The organism is Methylobacterium sp. E-012 (assembly GCF_057836545.1).
Genome location: NZ_JBYQEY010000001.1, coordinates 5,211,262 through 5,229,621 on the forward strand (window position 1 = coordinate 5,211,262; position 18,360 = coordinate 5,229,621).

23 protein-coding genes are annotated in these 18,360 nt (G+C 68.5%); 11 read left to right on the forward strand and 12 right to left on the reverse strand.

From position 1 onward, the window contains the following. Window positions 1-6 precede the first annotated feature (6 nt). A complete protein-coding gene (gene mutY, locus AC3IF1_RS24880) occupies window positions 7-1,335 on the reverse strand; it encodes an A/G-specific adenine glycosylase (protein ID WP_489219780.1) in 1,329 nt (442 codons plus the stop codon). A 139-nt stretch (window positions 1,336-1,474) separates the two neighbouring features. Between mutY and AC3IF1_RS24885 the strand changes: the two genes are divergently transcribed. The 8 genes from AC3IF1_RS24885 (at window position 1,475) to AC3IF1_RS24920 (ending at window position 7,112) form a co-directional block, all read left to right on the forward strand. Then, window positions 1,475-1,957: a DUF721 domain-containing protein gene (locus AC3IF1_RS24885; protein WP_489219781.1), complete on the forward strand. Its 483-nt coding sequence runs from the start codon at window positions 1,475-1,477 to the stop codon at window positions 1,955-1,957. A gap of 90 nt (window positions 1,958-2,047) precedes the next feature. Beyond that, complete coding sequence (locus tag AC3IF1_RS24890; protein WP_489219782.1) at window positions 2,048-2,692, forward strand: DsbA family protein; 645 nt, start codon at window positions 2,048-2,050, stop codon at window positions 2,690-2,692. 189 nt (window positions 2,693-2,881) lie between these two features. Beyond that, a complete protein-coding gene (locus AC3IF1_RS24895; protein ID WP_489219783.1) occupies window positions 2,882-3,256 on the forward strand; it encodes an AtpZ/AtpI family protein in 375 nt (124 codons plus the stop codon). A gap of 72 nt (window positions 3,257-3,328) precedes the next feature. Continuing rightward, the gene (locus AC3IF1_RS24900; RefSeq protein WP_489219784.1) at window positions 3,329-4,084 is read left to right on the forward strand and encodes a F0F1 ATP synthase subunit A; all 756 of its coding nucleotides are present in this window, start codon (window positions 3,329-3,331) and stop codon (window positions 4,082-4,084) included. Window positions 4,085-4,158: 74 nt separating this feature from the next. Beyond that, window positions 4,159-4,386: a F0F1 ATP synthase subunit C gene (locus tag AC3IF1_RS24905; RefSeq protein WP_007566773.1), complete on the forward strand. Its 228-nt coding sequence runs from the start codon at window positions 4,159-4,161 to the stop codon at window positions 4,384-4,386. Window positions 4,387-4,518: 132 nt separating this feature from the next. Continuing rightward, entirely contained in the window at window positions 4,519-5,097 is a 579-nt protein-coding gene (locus AC3IF1_RS24910) for a F0F1 ATP synthase subunit B family protein (protein ID WP_489219785.1), read from the forward strand. Window positions 5,098-5,113: 16 nt separating this feature from the next. After that, window positions 5,114-5,599 (forward strand): F0F1 ATP synthase subunit B family protein, encoded by a 486-nt coding sequence (locus tag AC3IF1_RS24915; RefSeq protein ID WP_489220466.1) that lies wholly within the window; start codon window positions 5,114-5,116, stop codon window positions 5,597-5,599. Window positions 5,600-5,831: 232 nt separating this feature from the next. Next, entirely contained in the window at window positions 5,832-7,112 is a 1,281-nt protein-coding gene (locus AC3IF1_RS24920; protein ID WP_489219786.1) for an NAD(P)/FAD-dependent oxidoreductase, read from the forward strand. A gap of 22 nt (window positions 7,113-7,134) precedes the next feature. Here the strand turns inward: AC3IF1_RS24920 and AC3IF1_RS24925 are convergent, their stop codons facing one another. Beyond that, window positions 7,135-8,004 carry a formate/nitrite transporter family protein gene (locus AC3IF1_RS24925; protein ID WP_243966675.1) on the reverse strand — a complete coding sequence of 290 codons (870 nt, stop codon included), beginning with the start codon at window positions 8,002-8,004 and terminating at the stop codon, window positions 7,135-7,137. 50 nt (window positions 8,005-8,054) lie between these two features. Further along, a complete protein-coding gene (locus AC3IF1_RS24930; protein ID WP_489219787.1) occupies window positions 8,055-8,795 on the reverse strand; it encodes a competence/damage-inducible protein A in 741 nt (246 codons plus the stop codon). Window positions 8,796-8,872: 77 nt separating this feature from the next. On the opposite strand from AC3IF1_RS24930, the gene sfsA reads away from it, so the two are divergent. Continuing rightward, window positions 8,873-9,586, forward strand: coding sequence for a DNA/RNA nuclease SfsA (sfsA, locus tag AC3IF1_RS24935; RefSeq protein WP_489219788.1), 714 nt, complete (start codon window positions 8,873-8,875; stop codon window positions 9,584-9,586). Here sfsA and AC3IF1_RS24940 read toward each other — a convergent pair. Beyond that, window positions 9,573-10,415: an FkbM family methyltransferase gene (locus AC3IF1_RS24940; protein ID WP_489219789.1), complete on the reverse strand. Its 843-nt coding sequence runs from the start codon at window positions 10,413-10,415 to the stop codon at window positions 9,573-9,575. The genes sfsA and AC3IF1_RS24940 overlap by 14 nt on opposite strands. Before the next feature lie 116 nt (window positions 10,416-10,531). Between AC3IF1_RS24940 and AC3IF1_RS24945 the strand changes: the two genes are divergently transcribed. Then, entirely contained in the window at window positions 10,532-11,296 is a 765-nt protein-coding gene (locus tag AC3IF1_RS24945; protein WP_489220467.1) for an alpha/beta fold hydrolase, read from the forward strand. A 4-nt stretch (window positions 11,297-11,300) separates the two neighbouring features. On the opposite strand, the gene AC3IF1_RS24950 is transcribed toward AC3IF1_RS24945, so the two are convergent. The 5 genes from AC3IF1_RS24950 to AC3IF1_RS24970 form a co-directional block, all read right to left on the reverse strand. Further along, entirely contained in the window at window positions 11,301-12,062 is a 762-nt protein-coding gene (locus AC3IF1_RS24950) for an ABC transporter permease (RefSeq protein ID WP_243966827.1), read from the reverse strand. Between the two features lie 14 nt (window positions 12,063-12,076). Next, window positions 12,077-13,012, reverse strand: a complete 936-nt coding sequence (locus AC3IF1_RS24955) for an ABC transporter ATP-binding protein (RefSeq protein ID WP_243966826.1) — start codon at window positions 13,010-13,012, stop codon at window positions 12,077-12,079. Window positions 13,013-13,157: 145 nt separating this feature from the next. Beyond that, the gene (locus AC3IF1_RS24960; RefSeq protein WP_243966670.1) at window positions 13,158-13,469 is read right to left on the reverse strand and encodes a hypothetical protein; all 312 of its coding nucleotides are present in this window, start codon (window positions 13,467-13,469) and stop codon (window positions 13,158-13,160) included. A gap of 184 nt (window positions 13,470-13,653) precedes the next feature. After that, window positions 13,654-13,965, reverse strand: a complete 312-nt coding sequence (locus AC3IF1_RS24965) for a hypothetical protein (RefSeq protein WP_489219790.1) — start codon at window positions 13,963-13,965, stop codon at window positions 13,654-13,656. Between the two features lie 312 nt (window positions 13,966-14,277). After that, window positions 14,278-14,604: a hypothetical protein gene (locus AC3IF1_RS24970; RefSeq protein WP_489219791.1), complete on the reverse strand. Its 327-nt coding sequence runs from the start codon at window positions 14,602-14,604 to the stop codon at window positions 14,278-14,280. Between the two features lie 271 nt (window positions 14,605-14,875). On the opposite strand from AC3IF1_RS24970, the gene AC3IF1_RS24975 reads away from it, so the two are divergent. Then, the gene (locus AC3IF1_RS24975; RefSeq protein WP_489219792.1) at window positions 14,876-15,097 is read left to right on the forward strand and encodes a hypothetical protein; all 222 of its coding nucleotides are present in this window, start codon (window positions 14,876-14,878) and stop codon (window positions 15,095-15,097) included. Between the two features lie 59 nt (window positions 15,098-15,156). On the opposite strand, the gene AC3IF1_RS24980 is transcribed toward AC3IF1_RS24975, so the two are convergent. The 3 genes from AC3IF1_RS24980 to AC3IF1_RS24990 form a co-directional block, all read right to left on the reverse strand. Next, a complete protein-coding gene (locus AC3IF1_RS24980; protein WP_489219793.1) occupies window positions 15,157-15,540 on the reverse strand; it encodes an SUF system Fe-S cluster assembly protein in 384 nt (127 codons plus the stop codon). Between the two features lie 52 nt (window positions 15,541-15,592). Further along, window positions 15,593-16,837, reverse strand: a complete 1,245-nt coding sequence (locus tag AC3IF1_RS24985; protein WP_489219794.1) for a cysteine desulfurase — start codon at window positions 16,835-16,837, stop codon at window positions 15,593-15,595. A gap of 199 nt (window positions 16,838-17,036) precedes the next feature. After that, the gene (locus tag AC3IF1_RS24990; protein ID WP_489219795.1) at window positions 17,037-18,359 is read right to left on the reverse strand and encodes a SufB/SufD family protein; all 1,323 of its coding nucleotides are present in this window, start codon (window positions 18,357-18,359) and stop codon (window positions 17,037-17,039) included. Window position 18,360 lies beyond the last annotated feature (1 nt).

Consider the following 18,360-nt stretch of genomic DNA (forward strand, 5'->3'; position numbering starts at 1 on the left):
GCGGCGTCAGCGCTTCCGCGCCGATCGGGTCCGATGCGCCGGCGGCTTCGGCCGCACCGTCGCCGGCGGCTCATCCGCGCCCTCCAGGAGATCGTCCGCATCCGGGGGCGGCGCGGGCGCCGGTTTCGGCTGCGGCTTGGGGACCGCCCGCACGAGCGGGCGTGGCGGGGGATCCGGCATCGAGATCGGCGGCTCGATCGCCGCGAGCAGCGGCATCGGCGGCGGCTCCTTCTTCGGGCGCCCCCGCGGCTTCTTCTCGGGCTCCGGCTTCGGGTCGAACGCGTGGGCCAGGACCTTCCGCATCAGCCCCGGCAGCGGCTCATCGTCGAGGGCGGCGCGCGGCGTGAACCGCATCCCGGCCGGAATCGGTGTCGAGAGCGCCACCCGAGCCGAGAACACGGTCAGTTCCAGGGGGAAATGCGTGAAGCCGTGGCGCACGAGGCCCGGCAGGCGCCGCCAGCGGGCGTCGAGGGGGGCGTCCAGCAGGGCGGCGGCCACGTCGTAATCCGGATCCCAGGCGCTGCCCGGCGGTTCGGCCATGTTGCCCAGCAGACCCTCCGGCGGCCGCGTCCGCAGCAGAACCGCCTCGTCGCCGCTGCGGATCGCCACGAAGGCGGCACCGCGGCGCAACGCCCCCTTGGCGACCCGGATCTTGTGCGGGAACGTCTCCTGGGTGCCCTGCGCCCGGGCGTGGCAGGGCCGCATCCAGGGGCAGAGGGCGCAGGCGGGGCGCTTGGGCGTGCAGATCGTCGCCCCGAGATCCATGAGCGCCTGGGCGAAGTCGCCGGGCCTGTCCGGCGGGACCAGGGCCTGCGTCAGCCGGCGGATCTCCGGTCGGCTCCCCGGCAGCGGCGCCTCGATCGCGTAGGCCCGGCTCAGCACCCGCTCGACATTGCCGTCGACGGCGGCCTCGGGACGCCCGAAGGCGATCGCGGCGATCGCCCCGGCGGTGTAGGCGCCGACCCCCGGAAGCCGGCGCAGGCTCTCGGCGGTATCGGGAAAGCGCCCCTCGGCGGCCGCCACCGCCTTCGCGCAGGCGTGGAGATTGCGGGCGCGGGAATAGTAGCCGAGCCCGGCCCAGGCCGACATGACCGCCTCCTCGGGGGCGGCCGCGAGGGCGAAGACGTCGGGGAAGCGCGTGAGGAAGCGCTCGAAATACGGTCGCACAGCCGCGATCGTGGTCTGCTGCAGCATCACTTCGGACAGCCAGACCCGATAGGGGTCGGGCACCGTGCCCGCCAGCGCGCGCCAGGGCAGGACCCGGCGGTGCCGGTCATACCAGGCGAGCAGGTCGGCGGCGCTGGGTCCGGGTTCCGTTTCTGTGCGGGCTGGCATGGGCAGGTCGAGAGGGACCGCGCTGCATAGCCGGAGGGGCGCGGCGATCATAGGGCGGCGACGGCGCGGCCGCATGCTCCCTTCGTCAACTATCCTGCTGTACTGTTTCCGGATCCACAGGGGCGGAGCCGAAACCACCATGGCGCGCGTCAAACCGCTGGCCGAGCTGATCGAGGGTTGCATCGGCCCGGCCTTCGCCGCGCAGGGCTTCGCGTCGACCGACATCCTGGCCGCCTGGCCGGAGATCGTCGGCGAGCGGCTCGCCCGCTACTGCCGGCCGTCCAAGCTCGAATGGCCCAAGCGCCGCCGCACGGGCGCCGAGGCGCCGGATTCCGGCACGTTGGTGGTACGCGTCGAGGGTGTCTTCGCCATCGAACTCCAACACTTGGCCCCGGTGGTGATCCAGCGCATCAACGCGCATTACGGCTGGGCCTGCGTGTCGCGGATCGTGCTGCAGCAGGATCGGGTCGGCCGCGGCGGCCGGACGGCGCCGCGTGCCCACGTCGATCCGGCCCGGGCCGTCGAGGTGCAGAAGGCGGTGGCGGGGATCGCCGACGACAAGCTGCGCGCCGCCCTCGACCGCCTCGGCACCGCGGCCGTGGCCACGCGTCCGGAGCGGTGATCGGAGCGAATCGGTCACCTTGCCAGGACGGTCGCGCCCGGTTACCCGCATCGGGACGCCAAGATTGATCATTCCGGCGGAGCCAGCCCGATGACGACGCGACGCGACGCTCTGAAGTTCTCCGGCCTCGCCCTCGGCGCCGGCCTCGCCCTGCCCTCTCTCCCCCGCCGCGCCCAGGCACAGAATGCTGAGACGGCCGCGCTGCTCCAGCCCGGTCCCCTCGGGGATGTCTGGCTCGGCCCGCCGGACGCCAAATGCACGATCATCGAGTACGCCTCGATGACCTGCTCGCACTGCGCCGCCTTCCACCGCACCACCTGGCCGGTGCTGAAGGAACGCTACATCGACACCGGCAAGGTGCGCTTCACACTCCGCGAGTTCCCCCTCGATCCGCTCGCCACCGCGGCCTTCATGCTGGCGCGGTGCGAGGGTGAGGCGAAGTACTACCCGATCACCGATCTGCTCTTCGATCAGCAGGCGGGCTGGGCCTTCACGCCGAAGCCGGTGGACGCGCTGGAGCAGATGCTCCGCCAGGCCGGCTACAGCAAGCAGACCTTCGAGGCCTGCCTGAAGGACCAGAAGGTCTACGCCGCGGTCAATGCCGTGAAGCAGCGCGGGCTCGACGTGTTCAAGGTCGACTCGACACCGACCTTTTTCATCAACGGCGAGCGCTACACCGGCGAGATGACGGTCGAAGGCATGGAGAAGGTGATCAAGCCGATCCTGGGGGCCTGATCGTTCGGCCGACCTCGCCGGAAGCGCTGTACCGACGGGATCGCCGGGACTGGAATACCAAATAAAAATCAATGGCTTATGGTGTATGGGCTTCGCCTTGACACCCAAGGTAGGCGAAACTATGGTGCGGCCCGCTTGCTGGGGGCGTCCAGCCGGCCCCGGATCCTCCCGCCCTGTGAGTTTTAAGCCGTGAACGGCGACGACGCACGGGATGGGAACGGGACCGAGGGGACGCCGACGGACAGCGACCTCTCCGCGAGGCTCAGACGTCTCGAGACGCAGATCGAACGGAAGCGGCCGCAGGCCACTGCCGATCCTTCCACGCGACCTCGGAACGGCGGATCGTCCTCGCTGGGCCAGGCCATGACGCTCTCGACCGAGTTCGTCGCCGGCGTGATCGCGGGGGGCATACTCGGCTGGATCGTCGATCATGTCTTCGGGACCAAACCCTGGGGCATGATCGTCCTTCTGATGCTCGGGTTCGTCGCGGGGGTCTACAACGTGATGCGGGTGTCGGGTTTCGCCGGCTCGCGTCCTGGGCGACGCGACCGGCAGGAGCCATAAGGCGCGCCGGTCTGAGGAAATGTGAGGCGGCCGACTGCGTCGGCGCGCCGGACAAGAGGGGTGGGAGCGGGAATGGCGGTCACGATCGACCCGATCGAGCAGTTCGAGCTGAAGCCGCTCGTGTCGCTCGGCCATATCGGCCATCAGCAGCTCGCGTTCACGCAATCCGCCCTGTACATGTTCGCCGCCGTCGGCGTCATCGCGTTGATCACGATCATGGCGACCGCCTCGCGCTCGATCGTTCCGGGCCGGATGCAGTCGCTGGCCGAGGTATTCTACGAATTCATCGCCGACACGCTCCACCAGGCGACCGGCGACGGCGGTAAGCGCTTCATGCCGCTCGTGTTCTCGCTGTTCATGTTCGTGCTCATCCTGAACCTGTTCGGGATGATCCCCTACGCCTTCGCGGTCACCAGCCACCTGATCATCACCTTCGGCCTCGCCGCCCTGGTGATCAGCACCGTGGTGATCTTCGGCGTGATGAAGCACGGCACCCACTTCTTCGGCCTGTTCGTGCCGTCGGGCGTGCCGAAGCCCCTGCTGGCGATCCTGGTGCCGATCGAGATCATCTCGTTCATCTCGCGTCCGATCAGCCTGTCGGTGCGTCTGTTTGCCAACATGCTGGCCGGCCACATCGCGATGAAGATCTTCGCGTTCTTCGTGGTTCAGCTTCTTCTCGCGGGCGCCTGGAGCGTGCTATCGCCGCTCCCGCTGTTCCTGACGATCGCGCTGACCGCTCTCGAGTTCCTCGTTGCGGCGCTTCAGGCCTACGTCTTCGCGACGCTGACGGCGATCTACCTCAACGATGCCCTTCACCCCGGCCACTAGACCCTAGACCCGGCCGCTCCACCCGCCGCGAACGTCACCGCACGTTTCGATCTGAAGAGACCTCAGGAGTTACCATGGATCCCGTCGCTGCGAAGTACATCGGCGCCGGCCTCGCCTGCCTTGGCATGGCGGGTGCGGGCATCGGCCTCGGCAACCTGTTCGGTCAGTTCCTCGCCGGCGCCCTTCGCAACCCGTCCGCGGCCGACGGCCAGCGCGCCACCCTGCTCCTGGGCTTCGCCCTCACCGAGGCGCTCGGCATCTTCTCGCTGCTGATCGCGCTGCTGCTGCTCTTCGCCGTCTGATCGGCGCGCCGGAGGCCGCGGTTGTTCGCGACCTCCGGCCGGTGAACGGGTGGACGCTCTCAATGGGTGTCCGCCCTGGTCCGTCACCGCCCCGGCGGTGGCCTCAGCGAACGGTGTCAGTGTAGCGGTCTCATGGCGCAGCCCAATCCCCTCACCACGCCGCCTCCGGGCAACGACACGCAGATCGTGCCGGGCCACGTCGAGCACACGGAGGCGCATACCGGCGCCTTCCCGCCCTTCGAGACCTCCGGCTATCTGGCGCAGCTGATCTGGCTCGCCCTGGCCTTCGGCCTCCTCTACTACCTCATGGATAAGGTCGCGCTGCCGCGGATCCAGTCGATCCTGCACGCCCGTGCCGAGCGCCTGCGTGCCGATCTGGATCAGGCCCAGGCAATGAAGACCGAGGCGGATGCCGCCGGCGTGGCCTTCGAGACGGCTCTCCGGGATGCCCAGGGCAAGGCCCGTGACATCGCGCAGACCACCCGCAACACGCTGGCTGCCGAGGCCGAGACCAAGCGCAAGGCGTTGGAGCAAGAGCTCAACGGGAAGATCGCCGCCGCCGAGACTACGATCCGCGCCCGGACCGAGTCCGCGATGGGCAACGTCCGTTCCATCGCGGGGGAGGCCGCGACGGCGATCGTCGAGCGCCTGACAGGCCAAGCCCCGGACCGGGCTAGCCTCGACCGCGCCCTCGACGCCACCGCACACTAGACGGAACCCCCCGATGCTGCTCGAAGCCGAATTCTGGGTCGCGGTCGCGTTCGTGATCTTCGTGGGCATCGCCTGGAAGGTCGGCGGCTTCACCGCGATGACCAAGGGCCTGGACGGCCGCGCCAACCGCGTCCGTCACGAACTTGACGAGGCCAAGCGCCTGCGCGAGGAGGCAGCCGCCGTGTTGGCCGACTACAAGCGCCGCCGCGCCGAGGCCGAGAAGGAGGCCGAGTCGATCGTCGCCAGCGCCCGCGAGGAGGCCGAGCGCGCCGCCGAGGAGGGTCACCGCAAGCTCGACGACTTCCTGGCCCGGCGCACGAAGGCCGCCGAGACCAAGATCGCCCAGGCCGAAGCGCAGGCCGAGGCGCAGGTTCGCGCCGCTGCGGCGGAAGCCGCCGTGAAGGTGTCGGAGACGATCCTGCGGGAGCGGATGCAGGGCGAGGCCGCGCAGGGCTTGATCCGCGCGAGCCTCGGCGAGGTCCGGACTCGTCTGCGGTCCTGATCCAGTCCCGGCAACGAATTTTCGAGAAGCCGCCTCCGGGCGGCTTTTTCATTTCACGACCACCGATCTCTTTGCGAGCGTGAGCGAACCAATCCCCGGGGCGCCGTGTGTACCGGGACGTGGAGCGCTTCGTCGGATCGCCCCGCTGCGCGCACGATGAGGAACGGGGTCGCTTGGCGCGAACATCGGCGACGGTGACCGCGTTCCCGACCCGTGTGAACGCGGAGACATCATGACGGATCGGGCGCGGATCGTGATCGTCGGTGGCGGCGTCGCCGGCATCGAGGTTGCCACCAGTCTCGGGCGGGGCGGCCACGCCGACGTGACCTTGGCCGATCGCAGCCTGTCCCACGTCTGGAAGCCGATGCTGCACACCTTCGCGGCTGGCACGGCCCGGGTCGACCGGCAGAAGTTGGATTTCTTCGCCCAGGCCCGCCGCAACGGCTTCCGCTTTCAGCCCGGAGCCCTGGTCGGCATCGACCTGCGGTCGCGGCGCGCACGCTTGGCCGTCGAGGCTGCGGACGGGCACCCGCAGGTCGATCTTGCCTACGACCTGCTCGTCCTTGCCATCGGCAGCCGTGCCAACGATTTCGGTACGCCGGGGGTGGCCGAGCACTGCCTGACCATCGACGATCTGACCGAGGCCGAGCAGTTCCACACCCAACTGCGGCGTCATTTGCTGGCGCGGCTCGATCGCGGCGGGATGCTGGGGATCGCCATCGTGGGCGGGGGCGCCACCGGGGTCGAGCTGGCCGCCGAGCTGAAGCACGCCATCAACCTGCTCTCGGCCTACGGCTCGCCGGATCTTCCGGAGCGCCTGCGCCTGACACTGATCGAGAGTGGCCCGCGCCTGCTGCCCGCGTTTCCCGAGGCGGTCTCGCGGGCGGCCGCCCGCACCCTTTCGGATCTCGGCGTCGCGGTGCGGACGAACGCGATGGTCACGGGGGCGGATGCCGCCGGCTTCTCGTTGAAGGACGGGTCCCACATCCCGGCGGGGCTGAAAGTCTGGGCGGCGGGTGTGAAGGCGCCGGACGTGCTCGCCAGCCTCGATGGTCTGGACCGCTCGCGGACCGGGCAACTCATCGTCGGCCCCGACCTGCGTACGACCCGCGATCCGGCCATCATCGCGCTGGGTGACTGCGCGAGCCTCAGCGACCCGCGCTCCGGCAAGCCCGTCCCGGCGACCGCTCAGGCTGCGCGGCAGATGGCCCAGCATCTCGCCCGCCATCTCGGCCGCGCGCTGGCCCGCAGTGACGCGGTCGCGGCGGAGCTTCCGCCGTTCCACTACGTCGAGAAGGGCGCCATCGTCTCGCTGGCCGATTTCAACGGGTGGGGTACGCTGGGCCGCTACACGTTCGGCGGCGGTCGCCTGAACGGGCTCTCCGCACGGCTGACCCACGACCTGCTGTATCGCCAGCACCAGATCGGCCTCTACGGGCCGCTGCGCGGGACCCTGACATGGCTCCTCGATGATCTCGACCGCCTGATCAGCCCACCCGTCCGCCTCGACTGAGCCGGGCCGCCCGCGTCTGGCGTCAGTCAGGACGCTCGCCCTCGACCGCCTTGGTCTCCTCGACCTCCGGCGCCACCTGTCCGTAATTGAGCACCGCCACCAGGGTCGCCCCTCCGAAGGCGTTGCCCAACAGGGTCGGCAGGAAGAATTTCATCCCGTAATCGCCCATGGAGGCCGCACCGGTGACGACGAGATAGAAGGCCTCCACGGAGCCAGCGACGATGTGCGCCAGGCTGCAGAGCGCCACGAGCCAGGTCATCAGCAGGATCACGAAGGGTGCCGCGCTGCCGGTGGCCGGGAGGAACCAGACCATCAGGGCAACCATCCAGCCGGCGAAGATCGCCTTCACGAAGGTCGCCCAGAAGTCGTGCGCGATGGCGTCGTGGCTGATCTCGGCGAAGGCCTTGAGCACCGGCGGCTCGAACGCGCCGGAATGGGCGATGACCGTCGCGATAGCCAGCGTGCCGAGGATATTGCCGGACAGGACGATTAACCAGAGCCGCACCACCCGTTGGGCCGTCTTCACCGATCGGTCGTGCAGCAGCGGCAGGATCGGCGTGATGGTGTTCTCGGTGAAGAGCTGCTGCCGGCCCAGAACGACGACCAGGAATCCGACCGCGTAGCCCATCGAGCTGACGATCTTCGCCCAGTCGGTGTCGGGCAGGTGGCTCCGCAGCACGCCCGGCACGATCAGCGACAGGGCGATGCTGAGGCCGGCCGAGAAGGCGGACAGGAACAGCGCGAGACCCTGCCGCCGCAATTCCTCGTCGCCTTCGAGGCGGATCACCTCGTGCAGGACGTAGGCATCCGGCCGTCCGATCTCGGAGACTTCCTTGAGCAATTCGTCCCGGCGGGCCGCCTGATCGGCCCGCTTGTTCTTGTCCCGCACCATCCGCTCAGCCTCGCTACGCCACTCGATCCGATCGGAGGCCCGACTTTCGTTCAGGCCGACAACCGCGCTAGCAGATCCTCGACCGCGCCCCGCGCCTCGGCGAGCGCGTTCGGATCCCGGCTGCGCACCACGATCCGGTTGCGGAACCCCTCCGGCGTCATGGCCGGATACGACCCGATGGCGACCGTGGGGCGCGCCTTGGCGATGGCACCGAGTTCCCCCGCGTAGCTGCCCTCGGGCAGGCCGGCCGCTTCGATCGTCTCGGAGATCATCGCGGTCCCGCCCGTCAGGGTCGGGGCGACCGCGTCGAGCATGGCCTGCATGATGCCCGGCACGCCCGCCATCACGTGGACATTGCCGATGCGGAAGCCCGGCGCCGTGGAAACCGGGTTGGCGATCAGATCGGCGCCGAACGGGATCCGCGCCATGCGCAGGCGCGCTTCGTTCAGATCTTCCGGTTTGTGCCGCTCCAGCAGCATGGCCCGGGCACGCTCGTCGATGTCGATCCCGACGCCGAAGGCCTCGGCCACGCAATCGGCGGTGATGTCGTCATGGGTCGGCCCGATCCCTCCGGTGGTGAACAGGTAGGTGTAACGGCTTCGGAGCGCGTTAACCGCCTCGACGATCATGGCGGCCTCGTCGGGCACGATCCGCACCTCGCGCAGGTCGATACCGGCGGCGGTGAGGAAATCGGCGATGGTGCCGATGTTTTTGTCCTTGGTGCGACCCGAGAGAATCTCGTCGCCGATGACGAGGATCGCGGCGGTGACGGAATCGGAAGGCTGGGTCATGGAACTCTGGTGTCGGGCGGGTCTCGCAGGCAGATAGCGCAACGGCCGCCTGAGACTACGCAAACCCCGAGGATCCGATGCAGTTCGCCGCGCCGCTCCTGCCGGGACGGCTCGTCCAGCGCTACAAACGCTTCCTGGCCGATATCGAGACCGACGAGGGGCTCGTCACCGCGCATTGCCCGAACCCGGGCGCGATGCTCGGTCTCAACACGCCCGGCGCGCGCGTGCTGCTCTCCCGCTCGGGCAATCCGGCGCGGAAGCTGCCGCTGACCTGGGAACTCGTGGAGGCCGACCTGCCGGGCGGGCGGCAATGGGTCGGCCTCAACACGCTGCGCCCGAACGCCCTCGTCGCCGAGGCCTTCCGGTCGGGTGCCATCGCGGCCCTCGAAGGTCACGACACGCTCAGGCCGGAGGTTCGCTACGCCCAGGCGAGCCGGGTCGACTTCCTGGCGAGCGGCGCGGAAGGCGGCCCGTGCCATGTGGAGGTGAAGAACTGCCACCTGATGCGCCGAGCGGGGCTCGCGGAGTTTCCCGACTGTAAAGCCGCCCGCAGCGCACGGCACATGCGGGACCTCGCCCAGGTGGTGACGGAGGGGGGCCGAGCCCTCGTCGTGATCGTAGTTCAGATGCAGGCGGAGGCGTTCGACGTCGCCCGCGACATCGATCCGGTGTTCGATCGCGCTTTCCGCGATGCGCGGGCGGCCGGCGTGGCTGTCCGCGCCTATCGCTGCGCCGTCGGGCCGGAGGGCGTGACGATCGCCGACGAGATCCCGGTCATCACGCCGCCCTGACGCCCGTGCGCTCGAACATCAGGTTCAGCCGGGACCGCGCGATCTCGCGGTAGCCGTAGCCCTTCAGGTGCTGCGGCAGGTCGAGCTGCCACTGCCCGGTGCCGTTCTCGATCAGCAGGATGCGCGGCAGCAGCGCCTCCGGGGCCCCGCGCAGGAAAGGCTCCAGGATCAGATCCTCGGCACCCTCCACGTCGAGCTTGACGGCGTCCACCCGCGACAGCCTTTCGCTGCGCAGGAGGTCGAGGAGCGTCACCGCCGGCACGGTGATCCGGGCGCCCTCATTCGTGCCGACGATGCGCAGGCTCGACTCACCGCGGTTCCTCGGATCGATGAACAGGGTCAACTCGCCGGCCTTGTCGGCGACCGCGCACGCGACCGCCTTGACGGTGTGGAACGGATTCTGGGCGATGTTGTAGGTCAGGCGGTCGAACACGTCGGGCTGCGGCTCGACGGCGACGATCCGCGCGGCCGGCCCGGAGAACGCGGCCACGCACAGGGCATAGGCGCCGATATTGGCGCCGATATCGAGGAACACGCAATCCTTCGGCAGACGCTCCTGCAGGAGCGCACGCTCCTCGGGATCGAAGAATTGCGGCGTGAACAGCACCTTCTTCTCGCAATTGTTGTTGTACGGGTGCAGCCGCATCCGTGCGCCGTAGCGGGTCACGTCGAGGGGTTTGCCGCCGAGGCGCGCGATCGCGATGCGGCGGAGGAACAGCGCGAGGCGCCGCCCATACCAGGATTGGGCCGGGATCCGGTTCGTCCGGCGGGTGATCGCCGCTACGAGGCCGGCCGGTTCGTAGGTGCCGTAAGGCTGCGTGTCCATCATGACCGGGGCGGTTTGCCAGCCGGCGTCCTGCCCGGCAAGCGGCGCGATCCGCGTTGCCCCGGTGTGGCCGCGTGGTCTAAGCCGTGGCCGAGCTTGAGGAGCACGGGTTGCGCGGCATGGAATCCTTCAATTCCGACGGCGTGCGGATCGCCTATATCGACGTTCCGCCGACTCAGGGGGCCGGGCAGCCGATCCTTCTGATCCACGGCTTCGCATCGAACCACGCGGTCAACTGGGTCAATACGCAGTGGGTGAAGGCCCTGACCCAGGCCGGCTACCGGGCGATCGCCCTGGACAATCGCGGTCACGGCAAGAGCGAGAAGCTCTACGACTCGGCCGCCTACAGCTCGGAGGCGATGGCGGGCGACGCGGTGCGGCTGCTCGACCATCTCGGCATCGCACGCGCCCACGTGATGGGCTACTCGATGGGTGGCCGGATCACCGCCCATATCGCCCTGGACCACGCGGACCGGGTCCGCTCGGCGCTGATCGGCGGGCTCGGGATGCACCTCGTCGAGGGCAAGGGGCTGCCCTCCGGCATCGCCGAGGCGCTCGAGGCCCCCGCCGGGACGCCGGCTCCGAACCCGACAGCCGCGGCCTTCCGCATCTTCGCCGAACAGACCCGGAGCGACCTGCGGGCCTTGGCCGCCTGCATGCGCGGCTCGCGCCAGACGCTCAGCCGGGCGGAACTCGCGCAGATCGAGGTACCGGTGCTGGTCTCGGTCGGGACCCTCGATACCGTTGCGGGCTCCGGCCCGGCTCTGGCTGCGCTGATGCCGGACGCGCGGGCGCTCGAGATCGAGGGCAAGGACCACTCCACCGCGGTCGGCGCCAAGCCGCACCGGGACGGTGTGCTGGCTTTCCTGGCGGCGCAGCCCTAACGGTTCAGCTCTTCAGCCGGTAGCCGGTGCGGAAGATGTAGGCGACGAGCCCGAGGCAAATGACCAGGAACAACGCGGTCATGCCCAGGCTGATCGCGATGCTGACATCCCCCTTGCCGAAGAAGGCCCAGCGGAAGCCGCTGATCAGGTAGACCACCGGATTGAGCAGGCTCACCGCGTGCCAGAACGGCGGCAGCATGCCGATGGCGTAGAAGCTCCCGCCCAGGAAGGTCAGCGGCGTCACCACGAGGAGCGGAACCAGCTGCAGCTTCTCGAACCCATCCGCCCAGAGGCCGATCACGAAGCCGAACAGGCTGAACGTCACCGCGGTGAGCAGCAGGAAGCCGATCATCCAGAGGGGATGGTCGATCCGCAGCGGCACGAACAAGGCCGAAGTCGCCAGGATGATCAGGCCGATCAGGATCGACTTGGACGCCGCCGCGCCGACGAAGCCGAGCACCACCTCCAGCGGCGAGATCGGCGCCGACAGGATCTCGTAGATCGTCCCGGCGAAGCGCGGAAAGTAGATGCCGAACGAGGCGTTCGCGATGCTCTGGGTCAGCAGCGAGAGCATGATCAGCCCGGGCACGATGAACAGCCCGTAGGGAACGCCGTCGACCGCCGAGACCCGGGAGCCGATCGCGGCGCCGAAGACAACGAAATACAGGGTGGTGGAGATGACCGGAGCGAGGATGCTCTGCCCGGCGGTGCGCCAGAACCGGCCCATCTCGAACCGGTAGATGGCACGGACCGCCGGCCAATTCATGCTGTGCGATCCGTTCATGCCGGGGCTCCTTCCTCGCGCACGAGGCCGACGAAGATATCCTCCAGCGAACTCTGCTCGGTATGCAGGTCGTTGAAGCGGATGCCCGCTGCGGCGAGCCCGGTGAGCAGACCGGTGATCCCCGTCCGCCCAGCCCGGGTGTCGTAGGTGTAGACCAGTTCGCGGCCATCGCCGGACAGCGCCAGCCCGTGATCGGCGAGTTCCGGTGGGACCGTCTCGATCGGCTGCTGGAGGTGCAGGGTGAGGCGCTTGCGCCCGAGCTTCTGCATCAGCGCGGCCTTCTCCTCCACCAGGATGATCTCACCCCGGCGGATCACCCCGATACGGTCGGCCATCTCCTCGGCTTCCTCGATGTAGTGGGTGGTGAGGATGACGGTGACGCCCTGCTGGCGCAGGTCGCGCACGAGGCCCCACATGTCCTGGCGTAGCTCGACATCGACGCCCGCCGTAGGCTCGTCGAGGAACAGGATCCGGGGCTCGTGCGACAGGGCCTTGGCGATCAGCACCCGGCGCTTCATCCCGCCGGACAAGGTCATCAGCCGGCTGTCGCGCTTGTCCCACAGGGACAGGGCCCGCAGGATCCGCTCGATATGGCCCGGGTCGGGTCGCATCCCGAACAGGCCGCGGGAGAAGCTCACCGTGTTCAGCACCGTCTCGAACGCGTCGGTGGTCAATTCCTGCGGCACGAGCCCGATCGCCCGGCGGGCGGCGCGGTAGTCACCCGCGATGTCGTGGCCATCGATCAGCACCGTGCCGGAACTCGGCGTGACGATGCCGCAGACGATATTGATCAGGGTCGATTTGCCGGCGCCGTTCGGGCCGAGGAGCGCGAAGATCTCCCCCCGCTCGATGGCGAGGTCGATGTCGCGCAGAGCCTTGAACCCCGACGTGTAGGTCTTTGACAGCTTCGAGATGGAGATGATTGGCATCAGGGCCTGAGCGGAACGGGGGGCAGTCCAGCGCCGGCGGCCTTGCCGCGGCTTCGAGCCGGCTCTGAGAGGTCGGCGCTATAGCACGCCGCGTCCCCGTCCTGGACCGTTCCTGTGTGCGCCGGCGCACGGCCGAGCGCGCGGGGCGTCAGCGCTCGCTGAAACCCTCAACCATCAAAAGGCACTTCGCGCGCCGATCCGGATCGTCGATTCGGGAGAAGGCGGCCAACAGCGCTGCGCATTCCGTCGCGGCCGGTCCGTTGCGTAGCGCATCGCCGGCGTTCCTGAGGCGAAAGGTCGAGACGGGGATCTGCAAGGCCTCAGCGATCTGGGCCAGCAGCCGCGCCCGCTCGTCAGTGGACGAAGCGGCGCCCATCTGATCGCATCCCCCTGCTTCCGTCATGATGGCTTCAACACCGACCCTCGACCGGGCGCTCGCGCCGACGCCCGGCGCGACCATTCACAAAATTCCCGCCGGTGCAACCTACCGTTATGTTTCTGCCGGGTCGCAAACTGCGCATCGTGCTCGGGATGTCATGTCTAGGCGATCCGGATCATTCCGTCGGTGGCCGTCGAACAAGTACTAAAACATGACGAATGCGTATTCACCGATCTGTTCTGCAATCGGGCGGATCGTGCTGCATCTAAGCTGATCGCCGAAGCGTGATGAGCGCGACGAGACCGACGAGGGTCGCGGCTCCGAGGAACTTACGCCACGGATTGACGCCGCGCAGGAGTTCGTCGAGCGCCCACCACGCCAAGGCGAGGTCCGCGCCGAACGAGAGCCACGGCGCCAGGGACGGATTCGCCTGCGCCCACCACGCCGCCAGGGAGAACCCGCCGAACAGCCAGAGCGGCAGGTTTGGCCATTGCGCGACCGTGATCGCCCCGGTGCTTCGGTTCCTGAACACCCAGTCGACCGTCCTCGCGAGGGCGCCGCTCCGTCGCTCGTCCATGATCAAGGCCTTTCTGAGCGCATGCGCCGGTGCTCTGCCACACCGGCAAGCCGTCCCTCCGGCCGTAAGCCGGTTGAGCCGAAGCGCAGCGCTTCTTAACGAAGAACTAACCTTACCGAATGGAAAGCGTCCGTAAATCCCTAACAGAAGCTGAAAGGACTCGCGGAAATTCCGTTAATGAGTTGGTAATGCGATGGCCGGGCGGCGATGCAGCCGCCGATCGGAGAGGATCGACCATGAGCGCCCGTCTCGAAGATCTGAAATTCATGCTGACGCTCAGCGTCGTCGTGCTGTTCGGCAGCGGCCTCGACATCATCCTGCGCTGACCGGCACGGGGATGTCGGTGCGGGATTGCTGGATCGCCCGCCCAAGGGCCGAGCGGGCCGCCGTCTCGGGGGCGGGAACGCCGTCACGGCGTTTCGACGTGTAGGGAATGGCAATGACGCGCGTACCGGAGTCGGTCTGGCGGTACGAGCCGGCCGTGTCGAAGGCCGATGACGCGCTCTGACCCGACCGCAGGAAGCTTCGCAATTCGGCGGCCTTGGCCCGCCGTTCCGCCCGCATCGTGACGAGGGCGATCGCGAGCCCGATCAAGCCCGCCGCCTCCAACACGGCCGCGATCACGTAGCCCGAAGCCATTCGATTTCACCGAGCGCGTGGGGAAGAGACCGCTCCCGTGGCGGCACGTTCCGGTCTGCGCCGCTATGGTTAGTGGGGGCTTAACGGCTACGTAGATCGCCGCAGTTTGCGGCCGGCTCGTACCCGCGGCGTGGCACGGCTTCGCGTTGTGTTCCGTCGCGCGGTCACGGTATCGTCCGCGCGCTCAGGCTTCACGAACGCGGATGTCCGTCGGAAGCATGAGACCCGCGCCCCCGCCTCATCGTAGAGATTCGGTCGCCCTCGACCGGCAGTGTCGACCGGATCCGCCAGCGCGACGAGTACAAACGGCATCCGCCTAGTCGAGGCGCGGTTCCCGAGCGTATTGCTGTACCGGCGGATCGAGGCCGATCTGGCAGCAGAACCCTACGAATCGACTAGAGACATCATCGGCCTGCCCGAGATCGGATCTCCGCTGGCCCTGGCCGATATCGCCGACGCCATTGCCTTCGAGCCGGCACGCGCGATCCCCTGATGCGTCGTCCCGAACGTTTGCTGCAGAAGCTCGGAATAACGCGATGCGCTCGGGCGGGCCTACCACATGTCGAGGGCGACGCGGGCCTCGTCCGACATGCGGCTCTGATCCCACGGCGGGTCGAACACCATGGTGACCGCGCAGGACTGGACGCCCGCCACGGCGCTCACCGCGTTCTCGACCCATCCGGGCATCTCGCCCGCCACTGGGCAGCCGGGTGCCGTCAGCGTCATATCGATGGCGACCTTCCGGTCGTCGCCAATATCGACCTTGTAGATCAGGCCGAGTTCGTAGATGTCCGCCGGGATCTCGGGATCGTAGACGCTCTTCAGCGCGGCCACGATGTCATCGGTCAGGCGGTCCATCTCCGCCGGCGGGATCGCGGAAGCGCCCGCGACGTCCGGGGCGTTCATGCCGCCCGTGATGGTGGCGTCGGTGCTCATCGTTTCACTCTCCCCGGGCCCACACGGTCGCGACCCGCCTTATCGCAGATCGTCATCTAAACAGCATCTCTGCTTTGCCGAGCGCCTCGACAAGGGTGTCGATCTCGGCGGTGGTGTTGTAGAGGCCGAACGAGGCGCGGCAGGTCGAGGTGACGCCGAAGCGCGTCAGCAACGGCATCGCGCAATGCGTTCCGGCCCTCACCGCGACGCCCTGCCGGTCGATCACCGTGGCGATATCGTGGGCATGCGCGCCCTTCATCTCGAAGGCGATCACACCGCCCTTGCCGGCGGCGGTACCGATCAGGCGTACGGAATTCATCGCCGCGAGCCGCTCCTGTGCGTAGGCGGTGAGCTTGGCCTCGTGCGCCGCGATGGCGTCACGCCCGATGGTCATCATGTATTCCAGCGCCGCCCCGAGGCCGACCGCCTCGATGATCGCCGGCGTCCCGGCCTCGAACTTGTGCGGCGGGTCGTTGTAGGTGACCGAATCCGCGCTCACCGTCCGGATCATCTCGCCGCCGCCCTGGTAGGGCGGCAGGCGCTCCAGCCACTCTTTCTTGCCGTAGAGCACGCCGATCCCGGTCGGACCGTAGACCTTGTGGCCGGTGAAGACGAAGAAGTCGCAGTCGAGCGCCTGCACATCGACGGGCTGGTGCACCGCGCTCTGCGCCCCGTCCAGGAGGACCGGTACGCCGTGGGCGTGGGCGATGCGCACGATCTCGGCGGCCGGCGTCACGGTGCCGAGCACGTTCGACATGTGGGTGATCGCCACCATCTTGGTGCGGGGTGAGAACAGCTTCTCGTATTCCTCGACCAGGAAGTTGCCCTCCTCGTCCACCGGCGCCCACTTGATCACGGCGCCGCGGCGCTCGCGCAGGAAGTGCCAGGGCACGATGTTGGAGTGGTGCTCCATGATCGAGAGGATGATCTCGTCCCCCTCCCCGATCAGGCCGCCCCAGCCCATGGACGAGGCCACGAGGTTGTAGGCCTCTGTGGCGTTGCGGGTGAAGATGATCTCGTCCGTGGACGCCGCGTTGAGGAATTGCCGCGTGGTCTCGCGGGCGCCCTCGAACCCTTCGGTGGCGGCGTTGGCCATGTAGTGCAGGCCACGATGGACGTTGGCGTAGCCGGTCTCCATGCAGGAAACCATCGCGTTGATCACGGCTTTGGGCTTCTGCGCCGAGGCGGCGTTATCGAGATACACGAGCGGTTTGCCGTAGACCTGCTGCGCCAGGATCGGGAAATCCTTCCGGACCGCCGCGACATCGTAGGTGGGGCTAAGGATGTGTGCGTTCATCGGGTCACGCTCGCGGATCTCCCTCCCCCTCTGCGGGGGAGGGTGGCCCTCGCGTCAGCGAGGGTCGGGAGAGGGGAGCCCGGCCGCCGGAGAGGTCTGCGCGTGCGAAGGGCATCGCCCCATCCTGCACCGTCGCTCCCCTCTCCCGCCTCACTCCATTCGGCACCCTCCCCCGCAAAGGGGTGAGGGTCGAGTGTAGTCAGCCCCGCGCTTTCAGCCAGGCCTCGATCTCGCCGATCAGCGCCGCGCGGGCGCCCTCGTGCGTGACCGCCTCCACCGCCTCGCCCACGAAGGCCTGAACCAGCAGGCTCTCGGCGATGGGGCGCGGCAGGCCGCGGGCCATCAGGTAAAACAGCAGATCCTCATCCGGCGTGCCGCAGGTGGCGCCATGGCCGCAGGCGACGTCGTCAGCGAAGATCTCCAGCTCCGGCTTGTTCATCATCTGCCCCTCGTCGGTGAGGAGGAGGCAGTCGGACTTCATCTTGCCGTCGGTCTTCTGGGCGACCTGCCGGACGATGATCTTGCCCTGGAACACACCTGTGGCGTCGCCGTCGATCACCGTCTTGAACTGCTCGCGCCCGATACCGCCGACGGCGGCGTGATCAGCGAGCAGCGTCGAATCGGCGAGCTGACCCTTGCGCAACATAGCGGCGCCATTGACCACGACGTTCGTGTCCGCGCCCGCGACCAGAACGTAGATCTGGTGGCGCGACAGCACCGCGCCGGTCACGAGGTTGACCGTCTCGACCCGGCCCTCGGCCTCGACCTTGAGCGACAGGGTCGAGAGCGCCACGGTGGCATCGCCCTCGATATTCAGGCGGGTGTGCCGGAATGCGGCCCTGGGGCCGACAACCACGTCGAGGGCGTCGTTCGGTTGGCAGGTGAGGCCGTCCGGACCCTCATGGCTCTCGAGCAGGCTGAACTCCGCGCCCTCGCCAAGATTTACGAGCACGCGGGTCGCGGTCGAGAACGGTCTGTCGCCGGTCCCGACGAAGCGGAGATGGATCGGCCAGGCCGGCTTCGCACCGGGGGCAACCGTGATCAGCGCCCCGTCCGCCAGGAAGGCGGTATTGAGCTGGTAGATCGGGTTGTCCCGGGCCTGGATCACCGGCCCGAGCAGCTTCAGCGCGGCGTCACCCGAAGTCATGGCCTCGGTGAGCGGAACGACCGTGACGCCCTCGGGGACCCGGTCGAGATCGGACAGCTCGCGGACGAGGTGACCGTTCACGAAGGTGAGGCGCGCCGCCTCGATTCCGGCAAAGCCCTTGGCGCGCCCGACGGCCTCCCTGGCGGCGTCGAGGCTCGGCGCCTCTGAGGGCGGCGCGGCCTCGGAGATCGCGGCACGCAGGTCGGTGTACTTGAACGCCTCGACCCGGCGGCTCGGCAGGCCGGTCGCCTCGAAGAAGCGGAACGCCTCCTCGCGGCTGATCGCCGCCTCGCTGGCGAAACTCTGCCGGGCGGTCTCGAACAGCTTCGACAGGCCGGCCTCGGCGGGGGAGCGGAGGTTGGTGACGTCGGCCATG

Excerpts from the sequence above, each read along its gene's own strand:
- mutY (WP_489219780.1), bottom strand. The coding sequence starts at position 1,335 with ATGCCAGCCCGCACAGAAACGGAACCCGGACCCAGCGCCGCCGACCTG.
- AC3IF1_RS24885 (WP_489219781.1), top strand. The coding sequence starts at position 1,475 with ATGGCGCGCGTCAAACCGCTGGCCGAGCTGATCGAGGGTTGCATCGGC.
- AC3IF1_RS24890 (WP_489219782.1), top strand. The coding sequence starts at position 2,048 with ATGACGACGCGACGCGACGCTCTGAAGTTCTCCGGCCTCGCCCTCGGC.
- AC3IF1_RS24900 (WP_489219784.1), top strand. The coding sequence starts at position 3,329 with ATGGCGGTCACGATCGACCCGATCGAGCAGTTCGAGCTGAAGCCGCTC.
- AC3IF1_RS24905 (WP_007566773.1), top strand. The coding sequence starts at position 4,159 with ATGGATCCCGTCGCTGCGAAGTACATCGGCGCCGGCCTCGCCTGCCTT.
- AC3IF1_RS24910 (WP_489219785.1), top strand. The coding sequence starts at position 4,519 with ATGGCGCAGCCCAATCCCCTCACCACGCCGCCTCCGGGCAACGACACG.
- AC3IF1_RS24920 (WP_489219786.1), top strand. The coding sequence starts at position 5,832 with ATGACGGATCGGGCGCGGATCGTGATCGTCGGTGGCGGCGTCGCCGGC.
- AC3IF1_RS24925 (WP_243966675.1), bottom strand. The coding sequence starts at position 8,004 with ATGGTGCGGGACAAGAACAAGCGGGCCGATCAGGCGGCCCGCCGGGAC.
- AC3IF1_RS24930 (WP_489219787.1), bottom strand. The coding sequence starts at position 8,795 with ATGACCCAGCCTTCCGATTCCGTCACCGCCGCGATCCTCGTCATCGGC.
- sfsA (WP_489219788.1), top strand. The coding sequence starts at position 8,873 with ATGCAGTTCGCCGCGCCGCTCCTGCCGGGACGGCTCGTCCAGCGCTAC.
- AC3IF1_RS24940 (WP_489219789.1), bottom strand. The coding sequence starts at position 10,415 with ATGATGGACACGCAGCCTTACGGCACCTACGAACCGGCCGGCCTCGTA.
- AC3IF1_RS24945 (WP_489220467.1), top strand. The coding sequence starts at position 10,532 with ATGGAATCCTTCAATTCCGACGGCGTGCGGATCGCCTATATCGACGTT.
- AC3IF1_RS24950 (WP_243966827.1), bottom strand. The coding sequence starts at position 12,062 with ATGAATTGGCCGGCGGTCCGTGCCATCTACCGGTTCGAGATGGGCCGG.
- AC3IF1_RS24960 (WP_243966670.1), bottom strand. The coding sequence starts at position 13,469 with ATGGTCGCGCCGGGCGTCGGCGCGAGCGCCCGGTCGAGGGTCGGTGTT.
- AC3IF1_RS24965 (WP_489219790.1), bottom strand. The coding sequence starts at position 13,965 with ATGGACGAGCGACGGAGCGGCGCCCTCGCGAGGACGGTCGACTGGGTG.
- AC3IF1_RS24970 (WP_489219791.1), bottom strand. The coding sequence starts at position 14,604 with ATGGCTTCGGGCTACGTGATCGCGGCCGTGTTGGAGGCGGCGGGCTTG.
- AC3IF1_RS24980 (WP_489219793.1), bottom strand. The coding sequence starts at position 15,540 with ATGAGCACCGACGCCACCATCACGGGCGGCATGAACGCCCCGGACGTC.
- AC3IF1_RS24985 (WP_489219794.1), bottom strand. The coding sequence starts at position 16,837 with ATGAACGCACACATCCTTAGCCCCACCTACGATGTCGCGGCGGTCCGG.
- AC3IF1_RS24990 (WP_489219795.1), bottom strand. The coding sequence starts at position 18,359 with ATGGCCGACGTCACCAACCTCCGCTCCCCCGCCGAGGCCGGCCTGTCG.